Annotated in this window: 23 protein-coding genes and 1 pseudogene; 11 read left to right on the forward strand and 13 right to left on the reverse strand. The window is 69.3% G+C overall.

Features of this window, described 5'->3' with window-relative positions; genetic code table 11:
• Positions 1 to 1,310: pseudogene (locus tag QSG27_RS16970) on the reverse strand (DUF3971 domain-containing protein); the annotation flags it as partial.
• A gap of 102 nt (positions 1,311 to 1,412) precedes the next feature.
• On the opposite strand from QSG27_RS16970, the gene QSG27_RS16975 reads away from it, so the two are divergent.
• The 4 genes from QSG27_RS16975 (at position 1,413) to QSG27_RS16990 (ending at position 5,730) form a co-directional block, all read left to right on the forward strand.
• On the forward strand, positions 1,413 to 4,400 hold the full coding sequence (locus QSG27_RS16975; RefSeq protein WP_306708139.1) for a bifunctional [glutamine synthetase] adenylyltransferase/[glutamine synthetase]-adenylyl-L-tyrosine phosphorylase: 2,988 nt from the start codon (positions 1,413 to 1,415) through the stop codon (positions 4,398 to 4,400).
• Positions 4,397 to 4,882 carry a thioredoxin-dependent thiol peroxidase gene (bcp, locus tag QSG27_RS16980; RefSeq protein ID WP_306708141.1) on the forward strand — a complete coding sequence of 162 codons (486 nt, stop codon included), beginning with the start codon at positions 4,397 to 4,399 and terminating at the stop codon, positions 4,880 to 4,882. Before QSG27_RS16975 ends, bcp begins: the two co-directional genes overlap by 4 nt.
• Before the next feature lie 69 nt (positions 4,883 to 4,951).
• Entirely contained in the window at positions 4,952 to 5,431 is a 480-nt protein-coding gene (locus tag QSG27_RS16985; RefSeq protein WP_306708144.1) for a type II toxin-antitoxin system VapB family antitoxin, read from the forward strand.
• A 74-nt stretch (positions 5,432 to 5,505) separates the two neighbouring features.
• On the forward strand, positions 5,506 to 5,730 hold the full coding sequence (locus QSG27_RS16990; protein WP_306708146.1) for a type II toxin-antitoxin system VapC family toxin: 225 nt from the start codon (positions 5,506 to 5,508) through the stop codon (positions 5,728 to 5,730).
• 22 nt (positions 5,731 to 5,752) lie between these two features.
• Here the strand turns inward: QSG27_RS16990 and parA are convergent, their stop codons facing one another.
• Entirely contained in the window at positions 5,753 to 6,400 is a 648-nt protein-coding gene (gene parA / locus QSG27_RS16995; protein ID WP_306708148.1) for a ParA family partition ATPase, read from the reverse strand.
• Positions 6,401 to 6,511: 111 nt separating this feature from the next.
• Between parA and QSG27_RS17000 the strand changes: the two genes are divergently transcribed.
• The 3 genes from QSG27_RS17000 to QSG27_RS17010 all read left to right on the forward strand — a co-directional run bounded on the left by QSG27_RS17000 (position 6,512) and on the right by QSG27_RS17010 (position 9,874).
• Entirely contained in the window at positions 6,512 to 7,483 is a 972-nt protein-coding gene (locus QSG27_RS17000) for an L-threonylcarbamoyladenylate synthase (RefSeq protein ID WP_306708150.1), read from the forward strand.
• 171 nt (positions 7,484 to 7,654) lie between these two features.
• Positions 7,655 to 9,091 carry an FAD-binding oxidoreductase gene (locus QSG27_RS17005; protein ID WP_306708152.1) on the forward strand — a complete coding sequence of 479 codons (1,437 nt, stop codon included), beginning with the start codon at positions 7,655 to 7,657 and terminating at the stop codon, positions 9,089 to 9,091.
• Between the two features lie 102 nt (positions 9,092 to 9,193).
• On the forward strand, positions 9,194 to 9,874 hold the full coding sequence (locus QSG27_RS17010; RefSeq protein ID WP_306708154.1) for a hypothetical protein: 681 nt from the start codon (positions 9,194 to 9,196) through the stop codon (positions 9,872 to 9,874).
• Between the two features lie 16 nt (positions 9,875 to 9,890).
• On the opposite strand, the gene QSG27_RS17015 is transcribed toward QSG27_RS17010, so the two are convergent.
• Positions 9,891 to 10,937: a lysozyme family protein gene (locus QSG27_RS17015; protein ID WP_306708156.1), complete on the reverse strand. Its 1,047-nt coding sequence runs from the start codon at positions 10,935 to 10,937 to the stop codon at positions 9,891 to 9,893.
• A gap of 241 nt (positions 10,938 to 11,178) precedes the next feature.
• On the opposite strand from QSG27_RS17015, the gene QSG27_RS17020 reads away from it, so the two are divergent.
• The gene (locus tag QSG27_RS17020) at positions 11,179 to 12,978 is read left to right on the forward strand and encodes an acyl-CoA dehydrogenase (RefSeq protein ID WP_306708158.1); all 1,800 of its coding nucleotides are present in this window, start codon (positions 11,179 to 11,181) and stop codon (positions 12,976 to 12,978) included.
• Positions 12,979 to 13,119: 141 nt separating this feature from the next.
• On the forward strand, positions 13,120 to 13,392 hold the full coding sequence (locus QSG27_RS17025) for a hypothetical protein (protein ID WP_306708160.1): 273 nt from the start codon (positions 13,120 to 13,122) through the stop codon (positions 13,390 to 13,392).
• A 7-nt stretch (positions 13,393 to 13,399) separates the two neighbouring features.
• Here QSG27_RS17025 and pcsA read toward each other — a convergent pair whose 3' ends face one another.
• The 9 genes from pcsA to QSG27_RS17070 form a co-directional block, all read right to left on the reverse strand.
• Complete coding sequence (gene pcsA / locus QSG27_RS17030; protein WP_306708162.1) at positions 13,400 to 14,161, reverse strand: phosphatidylcholine synthase; 762 nt, start codon at positions 14,159 to 14,161, stop codon at positions 13,400 to 13,402.
• 116 nt (positions 14,162 to 14,277) lie between these two features.
• Positions 14,278 to 15,624 (reverse strand): glycolate oxidase subunit GlcF, encoded by a 1,347-nt coding sequence (gene glcF / locus QSG27_RS17035; RefSeq protein WP_306708164.1) that lies wholly within the window; start codon positions 15,622 to 15,624, stop codon positions 14,278 to 14,280.
• A gap of 7 nt (positions 15,625 to 15,631) precedes the next feature.
• The gene (locus QSG27_RS17040) at positions 15,632 to 16,924 is read right to left on the reverse strand and encodes an FAD-binding protein (protein WP_306708165.1); all 1,293 of its coding nucleotides are present in this window, start codon (positions 16,922 to 16,924) and stop codon (positions 15,632 to 15,634) included.
• Positions 16,925 to 16,934: 10 nt separating this feature from the next.
• The gene (locus QSG27_RS17045; RefSeq protein WP_306708166.1) at positions 16,935 to 18,422 is read right to left on the reverse strand and encodes an FAD-linked oxidase C-terminal domain-containing protein; all 1,488 of its coding nucleotides are present in this window, start codon (positions 18,420 to 18,422) and stop codon (positions 16,935 to 16,937) included.
• Between the two features lie 121 nt (positions 18,423 to 18,543).
• On the reverse strand, positions 18,544 to 19,038 hold the full coding sequence (locus tag QSG27_RS17050; RefSeq protein ID WP_306708167.1) for a methyltransferase domain-containing protein: 495 nt from the start codon (positions 19,036 to 19,038) through the stop codon (positions 18,544 to 18,546).
• Between the two features lie 170 nt (positions 19,039 to 19,208).
• Positions 19,209 to 19,334, reverse strand: a complete 126-nt coding sequence (ykgO, locus tag QSG27_RS17055; RefSeq protein ID WP_012973122.1) for a type B 50S ribosomal protein L36 — start codon at positions 19,332 to 19,334, stop codon at positions 19,209 to 19,211.
• Between the two features lie 112 nt (positions 19,335 to 19,446).
• Positions 19,447 to 20,412 carry an SAM-dependent methyltransferase gene (locus QSG27_RS17060; RefSeq protein ID WP_306708173.1) on the reverse strand — a complete coding sequence of 322 codons (966 nt, stop codon included), beginning with the start codon at positions 20,410 to 20,412 and terminating at the stop codon, positions 19,447 to 19,449.
• A 148-nt stretch (positions 20,413 to 20,560) separates the two neighbouring features.
• Complete coding sequence (gene mepA / locus QSG27_RS17065) at positions 20,561 to 21,472, reverse strand: penicillin-insensitive murein endopeptidase (protein WP_306708175.1); 912 nt, start codon at positions 21,470 to 21,472, stop codon at positions 20,561 to 20,563.
• Between the two features lie 171 nt (positions 21,473 to 21,643).
• On the reverse strand, positions 21,644 to 22,741 hold the full coding sequence (locus QSG27_RS17070) for an ABC transporter permease (RefSeq protein WP_306708180.1): 1,098 nt from the start codon (positions 22,739 to 22,741) through the stop codon (positions 21,644 to 21,646).
• Between the two features lie 181 nt (positions 22,742 to 22,922).
• Here QSG27_RS17070 and QSG27_RS17075 point away from each other — a divergent pair, with 181 nt between their 5' ends.
• A complete protein-coding gene (locus tag QSG27_RS17075) occupies positions 22,923 to 23,291 on the forward strand; it encodes a hypothetical protein (RefSeq protein ID WP_306708176.1) in 369 nt (122 codons plus the stop codon).
• 83 nt (positions 23,292 to 23,374) lie between these two features.
• On the opposite strand, the gene QSG27_RS17080 is transcribed toward QSG27_RS17075, so the two are convergent.
• Positions 23,375 to 23,734, reverse strand: a complete 360-nt coding sequence (locus QSG27_RS17080; RefSeq protein ID WP_306708178.1) for an ATP-binding cassette domain-containing protein — start codon at positions 23,732 to 23,734, stop codon at positions 23,375 to 23,377.
• Between the two features lie 94 nt (positions 23,735 to 23,828).
• On the opposite strand from QSG27_RS17080, the gene QSG27_RS17085 reads away from it, so the two are divergent.
• A complete protein-coding gene (locus tag QSG27_RS17085; protein ID WP_306708179.1) occupies positions 23,829 to 24,341 on the forward strand; it encodes a winged helix-turn-helix domain-containing protein in 513 nt (170 codons plus the stop codon).
• Positions 24,342 to 24,350: the final 9 nt, after the last annotated feature.

The raw sequence follows: 24,350 nt of genomic DNA on the forward strand, positions 1-24,350 counted from the left end.
TGCCAGTCGGCGTCCAATTCCACGGTCGCGGCGCCGGACAGGGGGAGCTGCGCGCCGGCCAGCGGCGCCAGCGCCGGAGCGAGCCCGGTCAGCGCGGCGGGCACCAGACCGTCCAGCCTTGCCGCCACCGACACGCCCTTTCCCTGGATCTGCGTGCCGTCCAGGGCGAGCGAGGCCGTCCGCCCCCCCGCCGTCAGGCCCAGTTCCAGGCTGCCGCCGCGCTGGCCGCCCTGTTCCCGCAGGTCGCCGCGTCCGGCCAGCGCCATCCCGTCGAACGCGAGGTCCAACCGCTCCAGCTCCGCCCGCCGGCCCGGCACGTCCAGGCTTCCGCGCAGGCGCGCACGCTCCACGCGGTAGGGATCGGGCCGCAGGGCGGGCAGGCTCACCTCCCCGGCGGCGCCATGCAGGTCGAAGGCGAAGCGCACCGGCTCGAACCGCGAATCCAGCGTGGCGTCGATCCGCCCGCCGATGGGCACCGTCACCGCGGACAGCGGCGCCAGCATCGGGCCGATCTTCGCCAGCGCCGCGGGCTGCAAGCCTTCGAAACGGGTGGACAGCGCGGTCGCCGAGTCGGCCATGCGGTGCCTGCCCGACGCCTCCACCGCCGCCGTGCGCCCGTCGAGGTCGAGCAGCAGTTGCGCCCCGCCGACGATCTCCGTCCCGTCGCGGGTCAGCACGATGTCGGCGCGGCTGGCATGCCAGGACAGGCCCAGCATGCGGTTCGTCACCGTCAGGTCGGCGCCCATGATGCTCAGCCGCCGCAGCAGGCCCAGCGGACGCCCGATGTCCGGCGGCTGGAGCAGGGTGGAGACGATCTCCCCCGCGAAGTCCGGACCGCCCTCCGGCTCCTCCTTGTCCGGCTCGCCGGGGGACGGCAGCGAGCGCACGTCGAAATCCAGGCTGCCGTCGGCGCGGCGCACCACCTGGAGGCGCGGGCGCACGAGGTCGAGCCGCGTCGGCGACAGCTTGCCCAGGAACAGCGCCCGCACGGAGAAACCGACGCCCAGCTCCGGCACCGCGGCCAGCTCGTCCCCCTCGGCGTTGACCGCGTGCACGTCGATGGCCCGCAGGTCCAGCCGGGTCAGCCCGTCGCTCTCCTCCTCGTCCACCCAGGACAGGACGAGCCGGCCGACATCGACGCGGTAGCGGCCCTGCGGATCGCTCAGCGCCCGTTCCACATAGGGGGTCAGCGGGTCGAGCGCGATCGGCCCCTGGGCCAGCCGCCACGCGAACAGCCCGCCCGCGGCGGCGGCGGCGGCCACCGTGCCCGCGGTGGTCCAGGCCAAAATCTTCGCGGTGCGCCGGATCACGGACGGTGCCCCGGCGACGCCGCCCACGGATTGTCACAGTTGACCGGAACGGCGGGACCGCGCACCTTCCTGCTCAGTTCTTGTGCAGGGATAGCCGCAACCATGCCGATCACCACGCTGCCGAAACCCTTCGACACCGCCCTGGCCGACCGCGGCCTGGAGCGCTGGCGCCAGGAGGCGGCCAAATCCGACGACGAGACCCTGCGCGCCTGGACCGAGGCGTACGCCGATTCGCCCGGGGGCCGGGCGCTGATCGACGCGGTGTGCGGGAACAGCCCGTATCTCGGCCAGATCCTGACGCGCGAGCTGCCCTTCGTCCAAGACATGGTGACGCAGGGGTACGGAAACACCTTCGCCGCGCTGCTGCGCCGGCTGGAGGAGGAGTGCGCGGAGGAACGCAACATCGACCGCCTGATGACGGCCCTGCGCATCGCCAAGCGGCGGGCGGCGCTGCTGATCGCGGTGGCCGACATCACCGGCGCGTGGGAGCTGGAGGCCGTCACCGGCGCCCTGTCCGACATCGCCGAGGCATCGGTGCGCATGGCGGCGAACCACCTGCTGCGCCGCGCCGCGGAAGCGGGCACGCTGACGCTGCCGGAACCGCAGCGGCCATGGGTCGGGTCGGGCCTGATCGTGCTTGGCATGGGCAAACTTGGTGCGCGCGAGCTCAACTATTCCAGCGATATCGACCTGATCGTCCTGTACGACGACGCCGTCGTGCAAACGCCCCAGCCGGACAACCTCGCCCGCACGTTCATTCGTATCGCGCGCGATCTTGTCCGCATTATGGATGAACGGACCAAGGACGGCTACGTCTTCCGTACGGATCTGCGGCTGCGCCCCGATCCGGGGGCCACGCCGCTGGCGGTGTCCGTCTCCGCGGCCGAAATTTATTACGGCAGCGTCGGCCAGAACTGGGAGCGCGCGGCCATGATCAAGGCCCGCCCCATCGCCGGCGATCCGGAAGCGGGGGCGCATTTCCTGCGCTTCCTCGAACCGTTCGTGTGGCGGCGCCATCTCGACTTCGCGGCCATCCAGGACATCCATTCCATCAAGCGTCAGATCAACGCCCACAAGGGCCACCGTGAAGTGACGGTGAACGGACACGACATCAAGGTGGGCCGCGGCGGAATCCGCGAGATCGAGTTCTTCGCCCAGACCCAGCAGCTGATCTTCGGCGGGCGCGACATCCGCGTGCGCATCGCCCCCACCCTGCTGGCCAACAAGGCGCTCTGCGCCGTGGGCCGGGTGCCGGAGGCGGCGGTGGAGGAGCTGGAGGAGGCCTACCGCTTCCTGCGCCGGGTCGAGCACCGCATCCAGATGACCGACGACCGCCAGACCCACCAGATCCCGGCGGACGACGACGGCGTGGCCCATCTGGCGACCTTCCTCGGCTACGAGCGGACGGAGGACTTCCGCACCGACCTGCTGACCCGGCTGGGCCGGGTGGAGGACCGCTACGCCGAGCTGTTCGAGGAGGCGCCGTCGCTGTCCGGCCCCGGCAACCTCGTCTTCACCGGGACCGACGACGACCCCGGCACGGTGAAGACGCTGGCCGGCATGGGCTACCGCGACCCCAGCCGGGTCATCGCCGTGGTCTCCACCTGGCACCGCGGGCGCTACCGCTCCACCCGTTCGGGCCGCGCGCGGGAGCTGCTGACCGAGCTGGTGCCGGCCATGCTGAACGAGCTGACCAAGACGCCCGCCCCGGACGACGCGCTGATGAAGTTCGACAGCTTCCTGAGCCGCCTGCCGGCGGGGGTCGGGCTGTTCTCGCTGTTCATCGCCAACCCCTGGCTGCTCGCCCTGGTGGCGGAGATCATGGGCACCGCGCCGCAACTGGCCGAGACGCTGTCGCGCAACCCGTCGCTGCTCGACGCCGTGCTGTCGCCCGACTTCTTCGACCCGCTGCCCGACGCGGCGGGGCTGACGCCGGAATACCGGCGCTTCATCGCCGGGGCGCACAATTTCGAGGACGTGCTGACCCTGTCGCGGCGCTGGACCAACGACCAGCGCTTCCGCGCCGGGGCGCACATCCTGCGCGGCATCACCGACGGCGACCGCTGCGGCCCCTTCCTGGCCGACCTCGCCGACGTGGTGGTGCCGGAGCTGGCCGCCCGCGTGGAGGAGGAGTTCGCCGCCCGCCATGGCCGCATCCCCGGCGGCGCCTGGGTGGTGGTGGCGATGGGCAAGCTGGGCAGCCGGCAACTCACCATCACCTCCGACATCGACCTGATCGTGGTCTACGAGGTGCCGGCGGGCACGCGCCAGTCGGACGGCGCCAAACCGCTGGCCCCCAACGAGTACTACATCAAGCTGACGCAACGCCTGACCAACGCCATCACCGCCCCGATGGCGGACGGGCGGCTGTACGAGGTGGACATGCGGCTGCGCCCGTCCGGCAACGCCGGGCCGCTCGCCACCGCGCTGGACGCCTTCACCGCCTATCAGGCCAAGGACGCCTGGACGTGGGAACACATGGCCCTGACCCGCGCCCGCGTCATCGGCGGCGACCCGGAGCTGGGCCGCAAGGTCGAGTCGGCCATCCGCGGCGTGCTGACCGCCCCGCGCGACCCGGCCAAGGCGCTGTGGGACGTGGCCGACATGCGCCGCCGCATCGACAAGGAATTCGGCACCGCCAACCCCTGGAACGTCAAATACGCCCGCGGCGGGCTGATCGACATCGAGTTCACGGCGCAGTATCTCCAGCTCCGCCACGGGCACGACCACCCGGACATCCTGTCCATCGCCACGGCCGGCGCGCTGATGAACGCCGCCGGTGCCGGGCTTCTGGCGCCGGAGGTGGCGGAGGAGCTGGTGGAGACGCTGAAGCTGTGGCGCCGGGTGCAGGGTTTCCTGCGGCTGACCACGGACGGGGTGCTCGATCCCGGGCAGGTGTCGCCGACGCTTCTGGCGGGCCTGTCCCGCGCCGCCTTCCCGGAGGAGGAGCCGGCGGTTGACTTCGCCACGCTCGACAGCAGAATCCGTGACATCGCCGCCCGCGCCCACCGCCATTTCGTGGCGCTGGTCGAGGAGCCGGCGTCAAGGCTGCCTCCCCCAGAGACCAACGAAGAAGCCAAACTCCCATGAGCGAAGCCATCAACGCCGCCTCCATCGAGGCCGGCACCCCGGCCCCGGACTTCACCATGCCGACCGACGGCGGCGGCAGCGTCACGCTGTCCGCCCTGCGGGGCAAGCCGGTGGTGCTGTATTTCTACCCGAAGGACGACACCTCCGGCTGCACCTCGGAGGCTTGCGGCTTCCGTGACCAGTTCCCGGACTTCAGCGGGCTGGACGCCGTGGTGATCGGCGTGTCCAAGGACAGCGTGGCCAGCCACGACAAGTTCAAGGCGAAGTACGAGCTGCCCTTCACGCTGGCCTCCGACAAGGAGACGGGTGTGGCGGAAGCCTACGGCGTCTGGGTCGAGAAGAGCATGTACGGCCGCAAATACATGGGTCTGGAGCGCGCAACCTTCCTGATCGACAAGGACGGCATCGTCCGCAACGTCTGGCGCAAGGTGAAGGTCACCGGCCATGTGGCGGCGGTGCTGAAGGCGTTGCAGGCGCTGTAAGGCAGGCGGCTTGCCGCTGTGGGGCGCGCGGCGTAGATTGAGGTCATTTCTTCAACCGGACGCGCGCCCATGCTGACCGTCCGCAACCCGGAAGCCGAGCGAATCGCTTATGATCTGGCCTCCCGCCGGGGGCAGGCGGTGGACGAGGTCGTGCTGACGGCCCTGCGCGCAGAATGGAGTCGGCTGGAAGCGCCCGTCCAGCCCACCGGCAAGCCCCTCACCGACCCGGCGGAGGTTCTGGCAAGGGTCCGGCGCATCGTGGCCGACATCGACCGGCTGCCGGTGCTCGATGACCGCAACCCCAACGATATCCTCGGCTACGACGAGACTGGGGCGTTCGATGGTCATCGACAGCTCGGTGATCATCGCCATCCTGCTCGGCGAGCCGGAGCGCGATGCCTTCTTGGACGCCATGGCCGCCGCCCCGAACCGCTTAAAGCGGATTGCGATCCGCTTTGGACCGCGACGGCGGTCCCGGTCGCCCATGCGACCGAAGCCCGCCGGCGAATGAGGCGATATGAATCCAAAGCGAACGGAAGTTCGCTTTAATGAGCGCGATGTCGGTGATCGAAATCGGCATCGTCGCATAGACCCGGCTGGGCGAAAGCCGGTTTGAACAAGCGTTGGCCATCCTGAACGCTTTTGCGGTGGATGTCGTGCCGGTCACCCGCCGGTACGCTGAAATGGCGGTGACCGCCCATCAGCGTACCGGCAAAGGCCGGCACCCGGCGCGCCTGAATATGGGCGACCGCTGTTCCTATGCGCTGGCGTGCGACTTGGTCCAGCCCTTGCTGTTCAAGGGCGACGACTTCACCCGCACCGACATCACGCACGCCTTGCCGCTGTAACGCACCCCGGCAAGGATCGCGCTCACACAGCCCGGCGCAGAATCTCCTCGGCCAGCGCCTGCATCTCCGCCGCCGCCTGGGTCTTGCGGGCGGCTTCGGTCACCGAAAGCCCCGACAGCAGCGTCCCGGCGTAGGCCGTGCGGTTGCCGATCTGCGACTCCGCGATGTCCACGGCGGGTGGGTTCACGAGGTCGCGCACCCTCGCGATCAGCTCGTCGGCGATGCGGGCGCGCGGCGGCACGCGGTTCAGCACCAGCAGCAGGCGGCGCTTCTCCTGCGCGGCGAGGTCCAGCGTCGGCTGCACCGCCCACAGGTCCATCGGGCTGGGCTGCACCGGGGCGATGACGAGGCTGGCGGCGCGCACGGCGATCCGCGCCTCCGTCTGGGCGTGGGGCGGGCTGTCGATCAGCACCACGTCGTGGTCGCGGGCCAGCTTCTCCACCTCCGTCTGGGTGCGCCAGCCGGTGATCTGGACATGGCTGAAGCCGGGCTCCCCGCCCGTGGCCTCCGCCCGGACCGCGTGCCAGCGGGTCAGGCTGCCCTGCGGGTCGATGTCCACCGTGGCGACCGAGCGACCGAGCTGCATCCAGGCGATGGCGAGGTGAGCCACCAGCGTGGTCTTGCCGGCCCCGCCCTTCTGCTGAGCCACGGTGAAGACCTTGCCCGCCATGCCCACACCCATCATTTGGTTGTTTATCGCGCATACCCGTCATAAGGCTTGGACAGAGCCGGCGCAACCGCGCGAATTGACTTCACCCCCCGACGCTTTACAAATCGTTCCGTGACCGAAAAGCATCCCGACATCATCCCCGCCACGCCCGCCGGCCTCGCCCGGGCCGGCGAGGCGCTGCGCAACGGCGAACTGGTCGCCTTCCCGACCGAGACCGTCTACGGGCTCGGCGGCGACGCCACCGACGACCGGGCCGTGGCCGCGATCTTCGCCGCCAAGGGCCGCCCGCAGTTCAACCCGCTGATCGCCCATGTGCCGGACCTGGAATCCGCCGAGGCCATCGCCGTGTTCGACGAGCGCGCGGTGGAGCTGGCCCACCAGTTCTGGCCCGGCCCGCTGACCCTGGTGCTGCCCCGCCGCGACGACGCCGGCCTGTCGCTGCTGGTGTCCGCCGGGCTCGACAGCGTGGCGGTGCGCGTGCCCGGCCATCCGGTGGCGCAGGCCGTCCTGAAGGCCGCCGGCAAGCCCATCGCCGCACCCAGCGCCAACCGCTCCGGCGCGGTCAGCCCGACCGCCCCCCACCACGTCATCGAAAGCCTGGGCGACCGGGTGAGCATGGTGGTGGCCGGCGGGAAATGCCAGGTCGGGGTGGAGTCCACCGTGCTCGACCTGACCGGCGAGACGCCCGTGCTGCTGCGCCCCGGCGCCGTGCTGCGCGAGGAGATCGAGCGGCTGATCGGCCCCATCCAGGTCTCCGCCGGCAATCCGGACGCCCCGAAGTCGCCCGGCCAGTTGGAAAGCCACTACGCCCCCAACGCGCCGGTGCGGCTGAACGCCACGAGCGCAGAGGAGGACGAGGCGTTCCTGACCTTCGGCCCCGACCGCTTCGTCCGCGGCGGCAAGGCCCGCCTGAACCTGAGTCTCCAGGGTGACCTGAACGAGGCGGCGGCGAACCTGTTCGCCCATCTCCGCGCGCTCGATCAGGAAGGTGCGCGCGCCATCGCCGTGATGCCGATCCCGGATGAGGGGCTGGGTGTGGCCATCAACGACCGGCTCAAGCGGGCGGCGGCCCCGCGGGGGTAGAAAGCCGGCCCGCAAGACTGTAAAAGTTCTGCGGTTCGCCCCCACCCTCCCGCTTCGCGGGTCCCTCCCTCCCCCGCTGCGCAGGGGAGGGACGGAAAGCCCCCTCCCCTGCGCAGCGGGGGAGAGCCGGGGTGGAGGCAATGCATCTCTCCAGCCCCGGACCGTCCGCCCATGACCTCCGCCAGCCCTGCCGCCAGCCTCGCCGCCGCCCTCGACCGGATCCGCGCCATCGTCGGCCCGAACGGCCTCCTCACCACGCCGGAGGACATGGCCCCCTACCTGTCGGAATGGCGCGGGCGTTTCAAGGGCAACAGCCCGGCGGTGGTCCGCCCGGCCAGCACCGAGGAGGTCGCCGCGGTCGTGACGATCTGCGCGGAGGCCGGCATCCCGGTCGTCCCGCAGGGCGGCAACACCAGCCTCGTCGGCGGCTCCATCCCCTATGAGGAAGGCCGCGAAATCGTTCTCAGCCTGTCGCGGATGAACAGGATCCGCAGCATCGACACGCTGAACTACACCATGACGGCGGAGGCCGGCGTCGTCCTGAAGACCGCGCAGGAAGCCGCGAAGGACAAGGACCGCCTGCTGCCGATGAGCCTGGGGGCGGAGGGCACCTGCCAGATCGGCGGCCTGATCTCCACCAACGCCGGCGGCATGAACGTTCTGCGCTACGGCAACATGCGCGACCTCGTGCTGGGGCTGGAGGTGGTGCTGGCCGACGGGCGGATCTGGAACGGCCTGCGGTCCTTGCGCAAGAACAACACCGGCTACGACCTGAAGCACCTGTTCATCGGGGCGGAGGGCACGCTGGGCATCGTCACCGCCGCGGTGCTGAAGCTCTACCCGCGCCCGCGCCAGTCGGAGACGGCCTTCATCGCCGTGCCCAGCCCCGCCGCCGCCATCGAGCTGCTGGCCCGCCTGCGCGAGGCGTCCGGCGACGCCGTGGCCGCCTTCGAGCTGATGTCGCGCCGCTGCCTGGAGTTCGCGCTGAAGCATGTGGCCGGCACCATCGACCCGCTGTCGGAGCCGTCGCCCTGGTACGTGCTGACCGAACTGACCGCCGGCACCCAGTCCGACGCCTTCCGCGAGAATTTCGAGGCGGCGCTGGGCGAAGCCTTCGAGGCGGAGCTTGCCACCGACGCCACCATCGCCCAGTCGGAGACCCAGGCCAACCAGCTCTGGTTCATCCGCGAGGCCATCGTGGAGGCGCAGAAGTTCGAGGGCGGCTCGATCAAGAACGACGTGTCGGTCCCGGTGTCCCGCGTCGCCGAGTTCATCGAGCGCGCCGAGGCCGCGGTGGCCGCAGCCTGCCCCGGCATCCGCCCCACCCCCTTCGGCCATGTCGGCGACGGCAACATCCACTTCAACCTCAGCCAGCCGGAGGGCGCCGACACCGCCGCCTATCTCGCCCGCTGGGACGAGATCTGCCATGTGGTGAACGAGGTCATCTTCGACCTGGACGGCTCCATCTCCGCCGAGCATGGCGTGGGCCGCTTCAAGAAGGACGAAATGCCGGTCATCAAGAGCCCGGTCGAGTTCGACCTGCTGCGCGCCATGAAGGCGGCGCTCGACCCCAAGGGCCTGCTGAACCCCGGCAAGATGCTGCCGTAAGGGGTGCAGCCTTAAAAGGGTTGCTCTGCCCGCCCCGTGCGACCTTCCGCGGTTCCGGCCTGTTCGTATGAATTGGTCGGCAACCGCGGAACGGGGGCGGCGATGCTTCTCGCGATGACGGCGTGGATGCGCCTGATGCTGGGCGAGGCCGAAGCGGCGCCTCTGCCCGGCACGTCCGTTTCCAGTGCCCTGCCGCCGGAGCGGGAACGCATCCGGCGGGCGGTGCATGGCGCCGTGACCGCCCATCCGCTGCACCGGGAACTGATCCACACCCATCGGTTGGGCGGTTGCCAGTATTACGCCTTTGCCGGGGCGATGCTGCTGGAAGCGCTGGGTCATGGGCGGGTCGAGGTGGCGCTGGGCCGCGTGGCCTTCCGCAGGTCCGATGGCGACGGAGGGGCGCGCTGGCTCGGCTATCCGGCGGCGTCCGCCGACGTTCGTCCTCCCGACCCGGCGCAACGCCGGCAGAACGCCGAAGCCTTTCCCTTCCACGCCTGGATTCGCCTGAGCGGACCCGGCGGACGCTGCTGCCTCGTCGATTTCGACCTGACGAACGTGCTTCGGGAGGTGCGCCTGCGCGAGCCCCGCTACGCCCGCGGCCTTCGCCATGCTCCGCCCGCCTTCTGGGGAAGCGCCACGGCAGCGCGGAGGGCCGGCCTGCGCTTCGAGCCGCACCGCCGCCTGACCGCCGACGACCTGCTGTCCGGCGACCGCCGGGTGTTCGAGGCCATCGCGGAGGACGCCCGCGAACGGCTTACCGGCGAACGGCCCGGAGGCGCGTGACCGCGCGGTCAGCCGTTCAGGCCGCCTTGGCCGTTTCCGTGGCCGCGGCCGTTGCCGTCCCCGTTGCCGCCGCCGTCCCCTGCCCGACCACCTTCGACAGACCCAGCCCGAGGCCCAGGCCAACCTGGTCGCTCTGCTCCGTGCGGACCGGCTGGTCGCGCATGCGGCGGTTGTCCTTGTCCTCTCCATCCTGACGGCGGCCACGGGCGGGCTTGCCGGTGATGCTGTCCACCTCGTCCGGCGTCTCCAGCGCGTTCAGGGCCAGCACATGGTAGATCGACAGCGGCGTGCCGTTCAGCGCCTTCTGCGGCATGCTGGGCACCTGGGTGGTGAAGCCGTCCGGCATGTCCTGCCGGCGCACACGGTCGATGGCGGTCTGGGCCGGCGCGAAGTCGGCGGCGGGCGTCTCCGCGAACTTCGTCGCGAAGCGGTCGTAGATGTCCTTCAGGGACTTGGCCTTGCCCGTCTCCTTGTCGAAGAACACGGCCTTGTTGGCCGACGCGGCGTCGGGGAACAGCTCCCTCGCCGAGCGGTTGGGGTTGTCCTGCATGGCGTTCAGGAATTTCGACGCCCCGCCCGCCCCCAGGAAATGCGCCATGTAGAGTTCGGTGGAACCGACCTTCCCTTTGACCGTGTCCTCCAGATACTCCTTGTTGTCGCGGGTGTATTCCGCGGCCATCAGGGCCGAAGCGTTGGGGTCCTTGCGCAGGTCCAGGATTTCCCGCTTCAGGTCGGGATCGGTGACGTAGGGGCGCCCGTCGCCGCGCGTCTGGATCGCGTTGGCGTATTTGGCGTAGCCGTGGTCCGCCCCGTGGTCGCGCATCGTCGCCAGCCAGGTGCTGTCGATGAACTGGTACAGCCCGGTGGCGGAGGAGGAGGAGGACTTGATGTCCGTCCGGTACCCGCTCTCCACGGCAGCTTTTTCCATGAGGTAGGAAAAATCGACCCCGGTCTTGGCGCTGGCGTTGCGGACCGCCGCCTCCACATTCGCCGGCCCGCGGGTGGTCTTCGCGGCCTGGGCGGCGGATTCGGCCTGACGGGCAAGGGCGGTGGCGATGGTCATGGGAGGAACCCCTGTGAGCGGTGCTGTCCCAACCCTTGCAACCGGGATGCCAAAACCGCCCCGCCTTCCTGCGTCGCAGCCGCGCTGTTCGCGCCGCAACCCAGATGCCAATATCCATGCCGGTCCGGAACACTCGCCATGCACCATTCGGTACGGTATGGTGACGCGCACGTAAACCGCCCAACAAGCGTTCACGCCCAATCGGGCACGCACCATCGGGTCACGGGAGGCCGCTCCATCCATGATTCCCTACACCGCTCCGGTCGATGACCTCCGCTTTGTCCTGAACGAGGTGGTCGGCCTCGAAACGATTGCCGCGCTGCCGAACTGCGACTCGGCGGCCCCCGATCTGGTGGACGCCGTGCTGGAGGAAGCCGGCAAGTTCGCCTCCGGCGTGCTCGCCCCGCTGAACCGGGTCGGCGACCAGGAGGGTTCGAAGCTGGAGAACGGCGTCGTCCGCACGCCGACCGGCTGGAAGGACGCCTACGGCCAGTTCGTCGAGAGCGGCTGGAACAGCCTGCCCTTCGAGCCGGACTATGGCGGGCAGGGCCTGCCCTGGACCGTGGCCTTCGCGGTGAACGAGATGTGGCAGGCGTCCAACCTGTCCTTCGGCCTGTGCCCCCTGCTGACCCAGGGTGCCGTCGATCTGCTGACCGAACACGCCAGCGACGAGCAGAAGGCCCTCTACCTGCCCAAGATGATCGCCGGCGAGTGGACCGGCACCATGAACCTGACCGAGCCGCAGGCGGGCTCCGACCTCGCCGCCGTGCGCACCCGCGCGGTGCGGGCCGACGACGGGACCTACCGCATCACCGGCCAGAAGATCTTCATCACCTACGGCGAGCATGACCTGACGGACAACATCGTCCATCTGGTGCTGGCCCGCCTGCCCGACGCGCCCGCGGGCATCAAGGGCATCAGCCTGTTCATCGTGCCGAAGTTCCTGCCCAACGAGGACGGCTCGCCGGGCGAGCGCAACGACCTGCGCTGCGCCAGCCTGGAGCACAAGCTGGGCATCATGGCCAGCCCCACCGCCGTCATGGCCTTCGGCGACAACGGCGGCGCCATCGGCTTCCTGGTCGGCCAGGAGAACCGCGGCATCGAATACATGTTCACCATGATGAACAACGCCCGCCTCGGCGTCGGCATCCAGGGCGTGGCGATCGCCGAGCGCGCCTACCAGCAGGCCCGCGACTACGCCAAAAACCGGGTGCAGAGCAAGGATCTGGCCGACCCGAAGGGCTCCGGCGTCGCCATCATCCGCCACCCGGACGTGCGCCGGATGCTGCTCGACATGCGCGCCAAGACGGAGGCCGCCCGCGCGCTGGCGCTCTACGCCGGCACGCAGCTCGACGTTTCCCGCCATCATGAGGACGCCGCGGCGCGCGCCGCCGCCACCGCCCGCGTGGACATCCTGACCCCCATCGTGAAGGCGTGGAGCACCGACATCGGCTGCGACGTGGCCTCCACCGGCGTGCAGATCCACGGCGGCATGGGCTTCATCGAGGAGACGGGGGCGGCCCAGCATTACCGCGACGCCCGCATCACCCCGATCTACGAGGGCACCAACGGCATCCACGCCAACGACCTGACCTTCCGGAAGACGGGCCGCGACGGCGGCGAGTCGGCCCGGACCTTCATCGCGGAGATGCGCGCCACGGTGGCGGAGCTGGAAAGCGTCCCCGGCGACGACGTGGAGGCGATCCGCAGCAACCTGTCCGCCGGGCTGGACGCGCTGGAGCAGGCGGTGGCCTGGGTGGTCAAGACGCAGGCCGACGGCGATCTGCGCGCCGCGGCGGCGGGGGCCGTGAACTATCTGAAGCTGTGGGGCACGGTGGCCGGCGGCTGGATGCTCGCCCGCTCCGCCGCCAAGGCGCTGGAGGGTCTGCGCCAGCCCGGCGCCAACGCCCCCTTCCTGGAGACCAAGCTGGTCACTGCCCGCTTCTACGCGGAGCAGATCCTGGCCCAGGGGCCGGGCCTGCTGCTGCCGATCCTGACCGCCCACCGCACGGTCATGGCGCTGAGCGAGGATCAGTTCTGACGCATGGGTCGCTATGCCGGTTCCCCCGGCATAGCGACCACTCCCACCATCGCCGTTTCCTACCTCTTTTGAGGGAATGCGGGCACCAACGGCCCGCGTGAACCGTTACCTCTCCATGGATCAACTGTGGAGACCGGTTCCATGGCTCATCGTAACGGGATTCGCACCGCCGTCCTTGCTCTGCCGCTGCTGGCCCTGCCGCTGCTGGCCGCCTGCGACGACCAGTCGGCGGAAAAGACCGGCCAGGAGATCGGGCGCGCGGTGGACGAAACCGCCGGGCGCGTGGGCGAGGCGGCCAAAGACATCGGCGCCGAGGCGGGCCGCATGATGCAGGACGCCGGCGCGGCCATTCAGCAGAAGGCCCGGGACGCCAAGCAGGACCTCAATCGGAACGACAGCGCCGAGAAGCCCTGACCCCTCCTCACGCCTCCGCCGGGCCGCGCAGCGTCCGCCACACGCAGACCGCGGCGTAATAGGCGCTGCTGGCCAGCCAGACGAACCAGACGGCGTCGGGCCGGTCCGGATACAGCACAACCAGCGCCGCGCTGGAGGCCAGCCACGCGGCGCTGACCAGAAGGTTCACGCGCATCCAGCGGCGCACCCGGAAGGGATGCAGGAACTTCACCGTCGTGAAGGTCAGCAGGCCCAGCGCCACCACCACGGCGGCGTTGATCCAGGGATCGAGCGCCAACAGCCAGAGATAAAGCGCGACTACGTTCCAGATCGCCGGAAAGCCGACGAAGTAGTTGTCGCCGCTCTTCATCCCGGTGTTCGAGAAGCAGTAGAGCGCGGTCATCATGATGAAGGCGGCCAGCGCCACGCCCAGGCCGTCCGGCAGCAGGCCGAAACGGTGGAGGAAGACCGCCGGCACGACGACGTAAGTCAGATAGTCGATCACGAGGTCGAGGACCGACCCGTCGATGCCCGGCAGCACCTCCTTCACCGAGGCGCGGCGGGCCAGCGTGCCGTCCACCCCGTCCACCACCAGCGCCAGCCCCAGCCAGCCCAGGCACGCCTTGGCGTCCCCACCGACCGCGGCAAGCAGCGCCAGCAGCCCCAGCACCACGCCGCTGCCCGTGAAGGCGTGCACCCCCCAGGCCGACAGCCGCCGCCCGATGCCGTAACCGCCGTTGCCGCGGCAACTGCCGTCCTTGAACCCGCCGTCCACTGGATACCCCTTCATCCCTTCAGCGCCAACCTAGCCATGCGGCGCGAAAAGTCCAAGCGGGTCGGTGTTCGAGACGATCACACTTCGTGGCGGTCTCCCCTCTCCCGTCCCGGGAGAGGGCGTTTTGCCCCCTATTCCACGGCGCGCGTCGTTGCGCCCACCGGCCGGGCGGGGCCGGCGAAGGCCGGGTTGTCCCGCAGCGCGTCGGGTTTCGGGCCGCCGGTCGCCCAGTCCAGAAGCTCCACCGTGTGGACGATGGGCAGGCCGGTCCCGGTGCCGATCTGGGTGATGCAGCCGAGGTTGCCGGCGGCGATGGCGTCCGCCTTCGTGCTTTCGATGTTGCGCACCTTGCGGTCGCGCAACTGCACCGCGATCTCCGGCTGAAGCATGTTGTAGGTGCCGGCGGAACCGCAGCAGATGTGCGCCTCGGGAATGTCCCGAACCTGGAATCCGGCGCCGCGCAGAAGGGCGCGCGGCGGGTCCTTGATGCGCTGGCCGTGCTGCATGGAGCAGGCGGAATGGTAGGCGATGGCCTGCCCCGTCTCGATCACCGGAGCCGTCAGGCCGATCTCCGCCAGGAACTCCGTCACGTCGCGGGCGATGGCCGCCACGCGCAGCGCCTTCGGCGCGTACTCCACATCCTCCCGGAACTGGAAGGCGTAGTCCTTCACCGTGGTGCCGCAGCCCGAGGTGTTGACGATGATGGCGTCCAACCCCTCCCCGTCCATCTCGGCGATCCAGGCGTCGATGGTCTTCTTCGCCGCGGCGTCGCTGAGGTCCGTCTTGCCCATGTGATGGGTCAGGGCACCGCAGCAGTCGGCCCCCTTCGCCACCACCACCTCAACCCCGTGGCGGTTCAGCAGGCGGATGGTCGCCTCGTTGATCTGCGGGGCCAGCACCTGCTGGGCGCAGCCGACCAGCAGGGCGGCGCGCTTGCGGCGCGGCCCCACCGCCGGATGGGCGCCCGGACGGTCGCTGTGGCTCGGCCCCGGCACCGACCTCGGCGCCAGCGCCAGCAGCGCGGCGAGCCGCCCCGGCAGCAGCCCGGCGAAGGGCTTGCCGAACCAGGCGGCGATCAGGGCCAGACGGAACAGCCGCGGATTCGGCAGCACGCGGGCCAGCAGGTCGCGGATGGCGCGGTCGGCGGGCGGGCGGGCGTGGGTCGCCTCGACATGGGCGCGGGCGTGATCGACCAGATGCATGTAGTTCACGCCCGACGGGCAGGTCGTCATGCAGGACAGACAGGACAGGCAGCGGTCCATGTGCTTCACCTGATGCGCGGTGGGCGGCCCGCCCTTCTCCAGCATGTCCTTGATCTGGTAGATGCGCCCGCGCGGGCTGTCCAGCTCGTCGTCCAACAGGACGTAGGTCGGGCAGGTCGCCGTGCAGAAACCACAATGGACGCATTTGCGCAGGATCGCCTCGGAATCCCGGTAATCCGCGTTGGCAAGCTGGGTGAGCGTGAAGTTCGTCTGCATGGATGCCTTACACTCCCGCGTACATGCGGCCGGGATTCAGGATGCCGCAGGGGTCGAAGCTTTCCTTCACCCGGCGGCTCAGCGCCATCACCGGGTCGGGCAGCGGGTGGAACACCTCCGCCGCGGTCCGCACATCCTCCGGCGCCCGGACCAGGGTCGCGTGGCCGGCGGCGCCCAGCGCCCCGCGGATCGCCGCGGCGGCATCGGGCGCCGGCACCGCCGCCACCCAGATCAGCCCGCCGCCCCAGTCGAAATACAGCTCCGCGTCGAGCGCCCAGCGGATGGACTCGGCCACGCGCGGCCCCTCGGAGGGCTGGACGGAGATCTTCCAGATGTGGCGGGCGTCGTTGCCCCCACCCCGGCCCTCCCCCACTGACGCAGGGGAGGGAGACAAGTCCCCTCCCCTGCGAAGCGGGGGAGGGTTAGGGTGGGGGCAAAAATACGCGACGTCCCGGATCTCCCTCCAGACCGCCAGCGATTCGTCCCGGTCCAGCACGGCGTCGGCGCCAAGCTCCTCCTTCAGCGCGGCGACGCGGGCGGCGACGGACGGGCCGAAGCCCTCGAGCCGGACCAGTGTCACCGCCCCGCCCGCCCCGGCGACACCCCGCACCCGGGAGCGCGCGGCCACCCCGGCGGGCAGATGGGCGGCGCCGGACACCTCATGGGGGCTCTGAAGTGCCGTGGTCAGCGCGGCCACCGCCCCGGCATCCTCGCGCCCGGCCAGCAGCAGCGTCCGCCCGTCCTCCGGCGCCGGCAGCACCTTCACGGTCAGTTCGGTCAGCGCCGTCAGCGTGCCGTAGGAGCCGGCCATCAGCTTGGGCACGTCGTAGCCGGTGACGTTCTTCACCACCTTGCCGCCGCCCTTGTAGAGGTCGCCACGCCCGTTCACGCCCTCGATGCCCAGCGTGTGGTCGCGGGCGGAGCCGGCGCTGATGCGGCGCGGCCCGGCCAGCCCGGTGGCCACCACCCCGCCCAGCGTCCCCCGCCCCGCGGGCTGGCCGAACAGCGGGCCGAGGTCCTGCGGCTCGAAGGCGAGCTGCTGCCGCCGTTCCGCCAGCATGGGCAGGATGTCGGCCATCGGCGTGCCGGCCTTCGCGGTCAGCACCAGTTCCTCCGCCTCGTAGGCGACGACTCCGGACAGGCCGGAGAGGTCGAGCGTGTAGGCGGTCTGGATCGGGCGCCCGAGGCCGCGCTTGGACCCCGAACCGGCGACGTCCAGCGGCGTCCCTTCCGCCAGGGCCCAGCGCACCGCGTCGGCGGCCTGGGCCGCCGTGTCGGGCTTGAAGGTGGTCACGGTCATGCGCGCGGCCTCAGAATCGGGGAAGGTCGGGGAAGCGCAGCTCCCCCTTGTGGACGTGCACGCGGCCCAGTTCGGCGCAGCGGTGCAGCTTGGGGAAGACCTTGCCGGGGTTCAGCAGCCCGTCGGGGTCGAAGGCGCATTTGATGCGCTGCTGCTGGTCCAGATCGACCTCGTCGAACTGGTCGGTCATCAGGTCGCGCTTCTCCACCCCCACGCCGTGCTCGCCGGTCAGCACGCCGCCGACCTCCACGCACAGGCGCAGGATGTCGTTGCCGAAGGACTCCGCCCGCTCCAGCTCGCCCGGCTTGTTGGCGTCGTAGAGGATCAGCGGGTGCAGGTTGCCGTCGCCCGCGTGGAAGACGTTGGCGACCCGCAGGGCGTAGCGGTCGGACATCTCCTGCATGCGCTGGAGCACCAGGGGCAGCGCCTTGCGCGGGATGGTGCCGTCCATGCAGTAATAGTCGGGGCTGATGCGCCCCACCGCCGGGAAGGCCGCCTTGCGCCCGGCCCAGAAGGACAGCCGCTCCTCCTCCGAGGTCGAGACCCGGGAGTAGCAGCAGCCCTTGGACAGCGCGATCTCCGCCACCCGGTCGATCAGGTGGTCCACCTCCGCCGGCGGGCCGTCCAGTTCGACGATCAGCAGCGCCTCCACGTCCAGCGGGTAGCCGGCGTGGACGAAATCCTCCGCCGCGTGGATGGCGGGGCGGTCCATCATCTCCATGCCGCCGGGGATGATGCCGGCGGCGATGATGGCGGCCACGCAGTCGCCCCCCTGCTCGCTGGTCGGAAAGCCGATCAGCACCGCGCGGGCCGTCGCCGGCTTCTTCAGGATGCGCACCGTGACCTCCGTCACCACGCCCAGCAGCCCTTCGGAGCCGGTGACGACGCCCATCAGGTCGTAGCCGCCGGCCTCCAGATGCTTGCCGCCCAGCCGCAGGACCGTGCCGTCCATCAGCACCATCTCCACGCCCAGCACGTTGTTGGTGGTCAGCCCGTATTTCAGGCAATGCACCCCGCCGGAATTCTCCGCGATGTTGCCGCCGATGGTGCAGGCGATCTGGCTGGAGGGATCGGGCGCGTAATAGAATCCCTCATGCGCCACCGCGTTGGAAATGCCGAGGTTGGTCACCCCCGGCTGGGTCACCACGCAGCGGTTGGCGAAGTCGATGTCGAGGATGCGGTTGAACTTGCCCATGCCCAGCAGCACGCCGTCGGCCAGCGGCAGCGCCCCCCCGGACAGCGAGGTGCCGGCGCCGCGCGGCACGACCTTCACCCCCATCTCCTTGCAGGTCCTGAGCACCCGGCTCACCTGCTCCGTCGTGCCGGGGAGCACCACGACCATGGGAAGCTGGCGGTAGGCGGTCAGCCCGTCGCATTCATAGGCGCGCAGTTCGCTTTCGTCGGCGATCACGCCCTCGCCGGGCACGATGGCCCGCAGCGCTGCGATGATCTCGCGGCGGCGCGCGATCACGCCGTCGTCGGGCGCGGGCATCCGCATGGCCGGCCGTCCTCCCCCCTGTTCCGTCGCCCGGATTGTTCCTGCGGCGTTCCGTTCCAGAGGTAGCATCGAAGCCGCCCCGGCACCAGTCCCCGATTCTCCCTAGGCCGGCCGTGATCCGTCAGGCCGGGACAGGAACCTTCTGCAGCATCGTCAGCAGATGGAAGCCGCGCCATTCCTGCGAAACCACCCGGAAGGCCCCCCGGAAGCCGTAGCTGGCCGCCCAGCGGTGCCGGTCGTCGAAGTAATGGAAGAAGGTGTTTTCGGTGATGATGTTGACGTGGGTGGGGTCCTGGAACGCCTCGGCATGGGGAAAGGCGGGCGTCTGGGCGTAGAAGAGCCCGTCCGGCTTCAGCACCCGATAAATTTCGTCCATCAGCGCAATGAAGCTGTAGCGGCGGTTCGGCGCGTAGACGAGCCGCGGAACATGCTCGATCACGTCGAAGGCGGTGACGTAGTCGAAGTAGCCGTCCCCGAAGGGAATCGCGTCCACGGCCAGATCCGCCCTGCGGATGTGCGGCGCCGCCTGATCCTCGATGTCGATTCCGAACAGCTCATCCGCGGAAAAGGGATTCTTCGGGGTGGGACCGCAACCCAGATCCAGACTTCTCGCCATCGAACAACTCCAGATCGAGAACACCCTGAAGTTGTCTGAAATCTTTGACGATTTCAACTGGGACAAGCGGCAAACACACAAAACGCGACGCCGCGCCGTCCCAGGGGAACGGCGCGGCGTCGCGTTCAACAACCCAATGCTCGTCGGCCGGGCGGACCCGGCCGCCGGTCTCAGCCCTGGCGGGCCTTGAAGCGCGGGTTCTGCTTGTTGATGACGTAGACGCGGCCCTTGCGGCGGATCACGCGGCAGGCCTTGTGGCGCGTCTTCATCGACTTCAGAGAGTTAACGATCTTCATAGTTCTTCTTCCTGGTCGGTCGGCGGCTCGATCGAAGGCGCGCACCATAGTGCGGCGCCATAAGACTGTCAACGGGATGAAATAGTAACTGAAAAGTGATGCGATTTTTTGGCTACTCCGCCGGTTTCAGCGCGTAGAAACGGCAGACCCGCATGCCCGCCTCGATGGCGGAGATGCGGCGGACCCACAGTTCGACCTCGTCCATCACGGCGAGCTTGGTTTCGTGGTCCAGATGGTGGCGCTCCAGATGCTCGACCAGCCCCTGGATGGCGGACAGGATCAAGCCGCGGTGGGTATCGGTGATGTCCTCGGCGATTCGCAGGTCCAGGTTCCGCTGGGCGAAGGCGGCGGCCATCTGGTCCTTCGACCACAAATGCGGCTGCATCGGCTCCTTGTCGCACCAGACCTGGACGGCCCTGGCCCCGGCCAGCGCCGGGTCGATCACGTAATCGGTCATCAGCAGATGGCCGCGTGGCTTCAGCGCCAGTTCCATCCCGTCGAAAAGCTGGTCCTTGCCGCTGACGGAGAACATCCCCTCCTTGTAGACGATGGCGTCCACGCGCTTGGGATAGCTGAAATTCTCCGGATCGTAGGTCTCGATCGGGGCCTTCTTCTCCAGCCCCTCCTTGAAGGAGCGGATCATCCCCTCCTTCGCCAGGGGCTCGGACGCCTCCAGCCCGGTGACCCAGCAGCCGTACTTGCTCGCCATGGTGCGGCTGGTGCCGCCCAGGCCCGCGGAGAGGTCCAGCACGCTCATCGCCGGGTTCAGGCCCAGCGGCTTCACCAGATAGGGGATGTGGTCGTGCCCGCCCGGCGTGTTGAAGCCCTCGCCCCACAGCTTTTCCGCCACCTCGATTCGCGTGGCGGTCCACAGCGGCTTGCCCCAGCGGTTCATTCCGGGACCATGCCCCGGAGCGGCGGGCTGGGATGCCGCGGCGGCCTGCGGCTTGCCGGCCTCCTCCTCCCCGCCCCTGCCCTTCAGGCCGGAGAGGTCGTACCCCTCCCACCAGGCGTGAAGGCGTGTCTTGAGCTTGATGCGGGGAGCCCCCGCGTGATCGTTGCCGTTCCTGTCGCTCATCGCCTTCGCGCCTGCACCGCTGCCTGGACCGCCGGACGACCGGTTCGTTCGCCCGGCGGAAAGGACTGCTCCCCGACGCGACCGAATTCATTCCGTCTTCAAAATATCCAGGCACCGGTTCCGCGCAAGGACAAACACCGGCGGCACGTTACCGCACCGCTTTCTCCGTATGCGGGTCGTTCATGGCGGCCACCCGCGTCCCGGCGGCGCGCAGCACCGCGGTGCAGGCGGGCGGCATGCTGACGTAGCGCGGCTGCGGCTTGCCGTTGTGCTTCTCCACAACCGGATAGACGGAGCCGAGCCAGGATTCCACCTCGTCGCCGCAGCCGTCGCCTTCGGGAATGTCGCGCTGCTCCTCGCACTGCGGGCTTCCCGCCGGGCAGCCCAGCCGGACGTGCATGTGCCCGTCATGGCCGTGCCAGGGCCGCAGCTTGCGCAGGAAGGCGCGGTCCGGCCAGGAATGGCGGCACATCGCCAGCTTGATCGCCGGGTTCACGAAGATGCGGGTCACCCGCGGGTCGCTGGCGGCGATGCGGACGAGTTGGGCCTGCCGGTCCGACCAGTCCTCGGTCACGCGCACCCGCCCGTAATCGACGTATTTGATCTCGGTGAGGCTTTCCCGCGCGTTGCGCCCCATCGGCGGATGGTCGAGCCGCAGCCAGACGTCGGCGTCCAGCCCGATCTGGTGGCTGGCATGGCCGAAGCTCATCGGGCCGCCGCGCGCCTGCCCCATGTCGCCGATCAGCGCGGTCCCCAGCCCCGCCGCCGCGACCTTCCGCCCGAAGCCCTTCAGATAGTCGATCAGTTCCGGATGGCCGTAGTAGCGCTGGCGCGACAGGCGGATCACCTGATAGCCGGTGCCTTCCGCCGGCAGGGCCTGCGCCCCGGTGACGCAGCCCGCGGCGTAGCCGCCGATGGATTGCGCCGGTCCCAGAGCGGGGCCGCTCACCTGGCTCCAGGCGATGGAGTTGGGGGCTGGCGGCGCGGGCCTCTTCTTCTTCGGCGATCCGGCTTCGGCCTGACCGGCCAGTCCGGCGGCGATCAGAGCCGCCGCGAGCATCCCAATCGCCGGGCCAACCGCCAATCGCCGCATCGTCTTCCCCCACGGGCCGCCAATCGGGAAAGATTAGAGCCAATGTTCGTTAACGAAAAGTGAGGCTCACGCTCATGTCACAGCCGATTTCGACTTGCCGCCATCCGCAGGGGTTACCGTCCGGACCCCGGTTGATGTTCAGTCCAAGGTCTGACGGTACCGCTTCAGCGCGACGACTGTGACCACCGCCAGGAAGATCAGCAGCGGCAGAACCTCCCCCGCGATGTCCGCCGGGCCGTTGCCTTTCAGGAGGATGCCGCGGACGATGCGCAGGAAATGGGTCAGCGGCAGGATCTCCCCCACCGCCTGCGCCCAGTCGGGCATGCCGCGGAAGGGGAACATGAAGCCCGACAGCAGCATCGACGGCAGAAAGAAGAAGAAGGACATCTGCATCGCCTGAAGCTGGTTCTTCGCCACGGTGGAGAAGGTGAATCCCACCGCCAGATTGGCGGCGATGAACAGCACCAGCACCGCGGACAGCAGCGCCAGGCTGCCGACGATGGGAACGCCGAACAGCAGCCGCGCCGCCAGGACGATGATGACGACCTGGACGTAGCCGACCAGGATGAAGGGCACGATCTTGCCCAGCATCACCTCGAACGGGCGGACGGGCATCGCCAGCAGGTTCTCCATCGTCCCGCGCTCCCGCTCGCGGGTGACGGCCAGCGCGGTCATCATCACCATGGTCATGGTCAGGACCACGCCCATCAGGCCGGGCACCACGTTGTACTGGGTGATGCCCTCCGGGTTGTAGCGGCGGTGGACGCGCAGTTCGACCGGATCGGGGGTGGAGCGCCGATGGGCCAGCGGGCCGGTCAGGTCGGGGTCCAGCGCCTGCCGCGCGATGGTGGTCAGGGCGGCCAACGCGTTGCTGGTCGCCGCCGGGTCGGTCGCGTCGGCCTCCACCAGCAGAACGGGCCGCTCCCCCCGCTGCAGGTCGCGGGCGAAGCCCACAGGGATGGTGACGGCGAACTGCACCCGCCCTTCGGCCAGCAGGCGGTCGAGTTCCGCCGGGCTGTCGGCGCCGCGGGTCACGTCGAAATAGCCGGAATTCGCCATGGCCGACACCAGCGTGCGCGCGAAGGGGCTGGAGTCGGCGGCATGGACGGCGGTCGGCAGGCTCTTCGGGTCGGAGTTGATGGCGAAGCCGAACAGAACGAGCTGGATCACCGGCACCCCCACCATCATGGCGAAGGTCAGCCGGTCCCGCCGCATCTGGATGAACTCCTTCACCATCACCGCGGCGAAGCGCGCAAAGGAAAACCCCACCGTCGCCCCCTTGTCCGGACTGCGTGTTTCAAAATGGAAATACAGGCCGTTGCTTCAGTGTCTCATGGAAACAACTAACGGCTATTGACATATGCAAATTGCCTAAAGCACTCTCCGCATGCGTTACCTCGTTTGCCGGAGACCCATTGTGAAGTCCATTATTGTCAAGGGCGCCGCCGCGGTGGCGGCCATGTTCCTGTTTCATGGTATTGCTCAGGCCGGGCAACAGGATTTCACCATCCTGAACAAGACGGGCTATCCGCTGAAGCACATCTATGTCAGCGAGTCCGACAACGAGAAGTGGGACGAAGACGTTCTGGGCCGCGACGTCCTCGAAGACGGCGAATCGTTCGACCTGAGCTTCGGCAAGGCCGAGAAGACCTGCAAGTGGGACATGAAGGTCATCTACGACGATGGCGAATCGGCGATCTGGCAGGATCTGAACCTGTGCAAGATTTCCAAGCTGACCCTGCGCTGGAACAAGAACACCGGCGTGACCTCCGCCAACATCGAGTAAGGCGGCGGGGATGGAGGGAGCGCCACCGCACCGGAGTCGGCACCGGCGCGGCGGCGCTCCCTTTCTTTTTGCGGCAGCGGCCTTCATGCGAAGTTGTCCGTGCTGCGGTTCATCAGGTGGATGAACACATCCTCCAGCGACGGCTCGGTCCGCCGCACCGTCAGGCCGGGGTCGCCGGACCAGGGGCGCAGCGCCTCCTCCAGCACCGCGCCGTCCGGGCCGCTGACATGCAGCCGCGCCCCGAAGGCGGCGACCATCTCCACGCCCGGACCGCCCTGCAGAGCCGCCGCGACACGCCCCAGATCCGGCCCCTCCGCTCCTATCGGCCCGACCTCGTAGGTGACCAGACCCGAGCGGGCGATCACCTCCTCCACGCTGCCCTGGGTCATCAGCCGGCCATAGGCGAGATAGGCGATGGCGTGGCAGCGTTCCGCCTCGTCCATGTAATACCGGCGAGCGGAGCCACTGACTCATTGAGAGGGATTCCCAAGGCCGGCAATCCGTGATTCGATTCCCCATCGCGATGGGGAGGAGCGAATGCCAGCGGCGTTGCCGATCCGGGAAGACTTGAGCGCCGGCGAGTTGCGCGCCTTGGCGCGGCGGGAGAGCAAAGGGCGGGTGGCGGCACGGATGTTTGCCATCGCCCATGCGCTCGACGGGGTGAGCCGGGCGGAAGCGGCGCGGCTGGCCGGCATGGACCGCCAAGCGCTGCGCGACGCTGTGGTGCGCTACAACGCCGAAGGCGTGACCGGGCTCTATGATCGTCCGCTGCCCGGCCGGCCGGAATGGCTGAGCGAAGGCGAACAGGCGACGCTCAAGGCCATTATCCTCGCCGGCCCCGATCCCAAGCGGCATGGCTGCGTGGAGTGGACCTTGCCGATCCTGTGCGAGGTGATCGCCGAACGCTTCGCCAAGACGCTGCATCCGGCCAGCCTGTCGCGTATCGTGCGCCGGCTGAACCTGTCGAAGCAGAAGACGCGGCCCCGTCACCCGCAGTCCGACGCCAAGGCCCAGGCCGCCTTCCAAAAAAGGGGCTGCGCGAAGCCCTGAAGGCTGCGG

Origin of the sequence: Azospirillum isscasi (assembly GCF_030849505.1) — a bacterium.
GTDB classification, from domain to species: Bacteria; Pseudomonadota; Alphaproteobacteria; order Azospirillales; family Azospirillaceae; genus Azospirillum; species Azospirillum isscasi.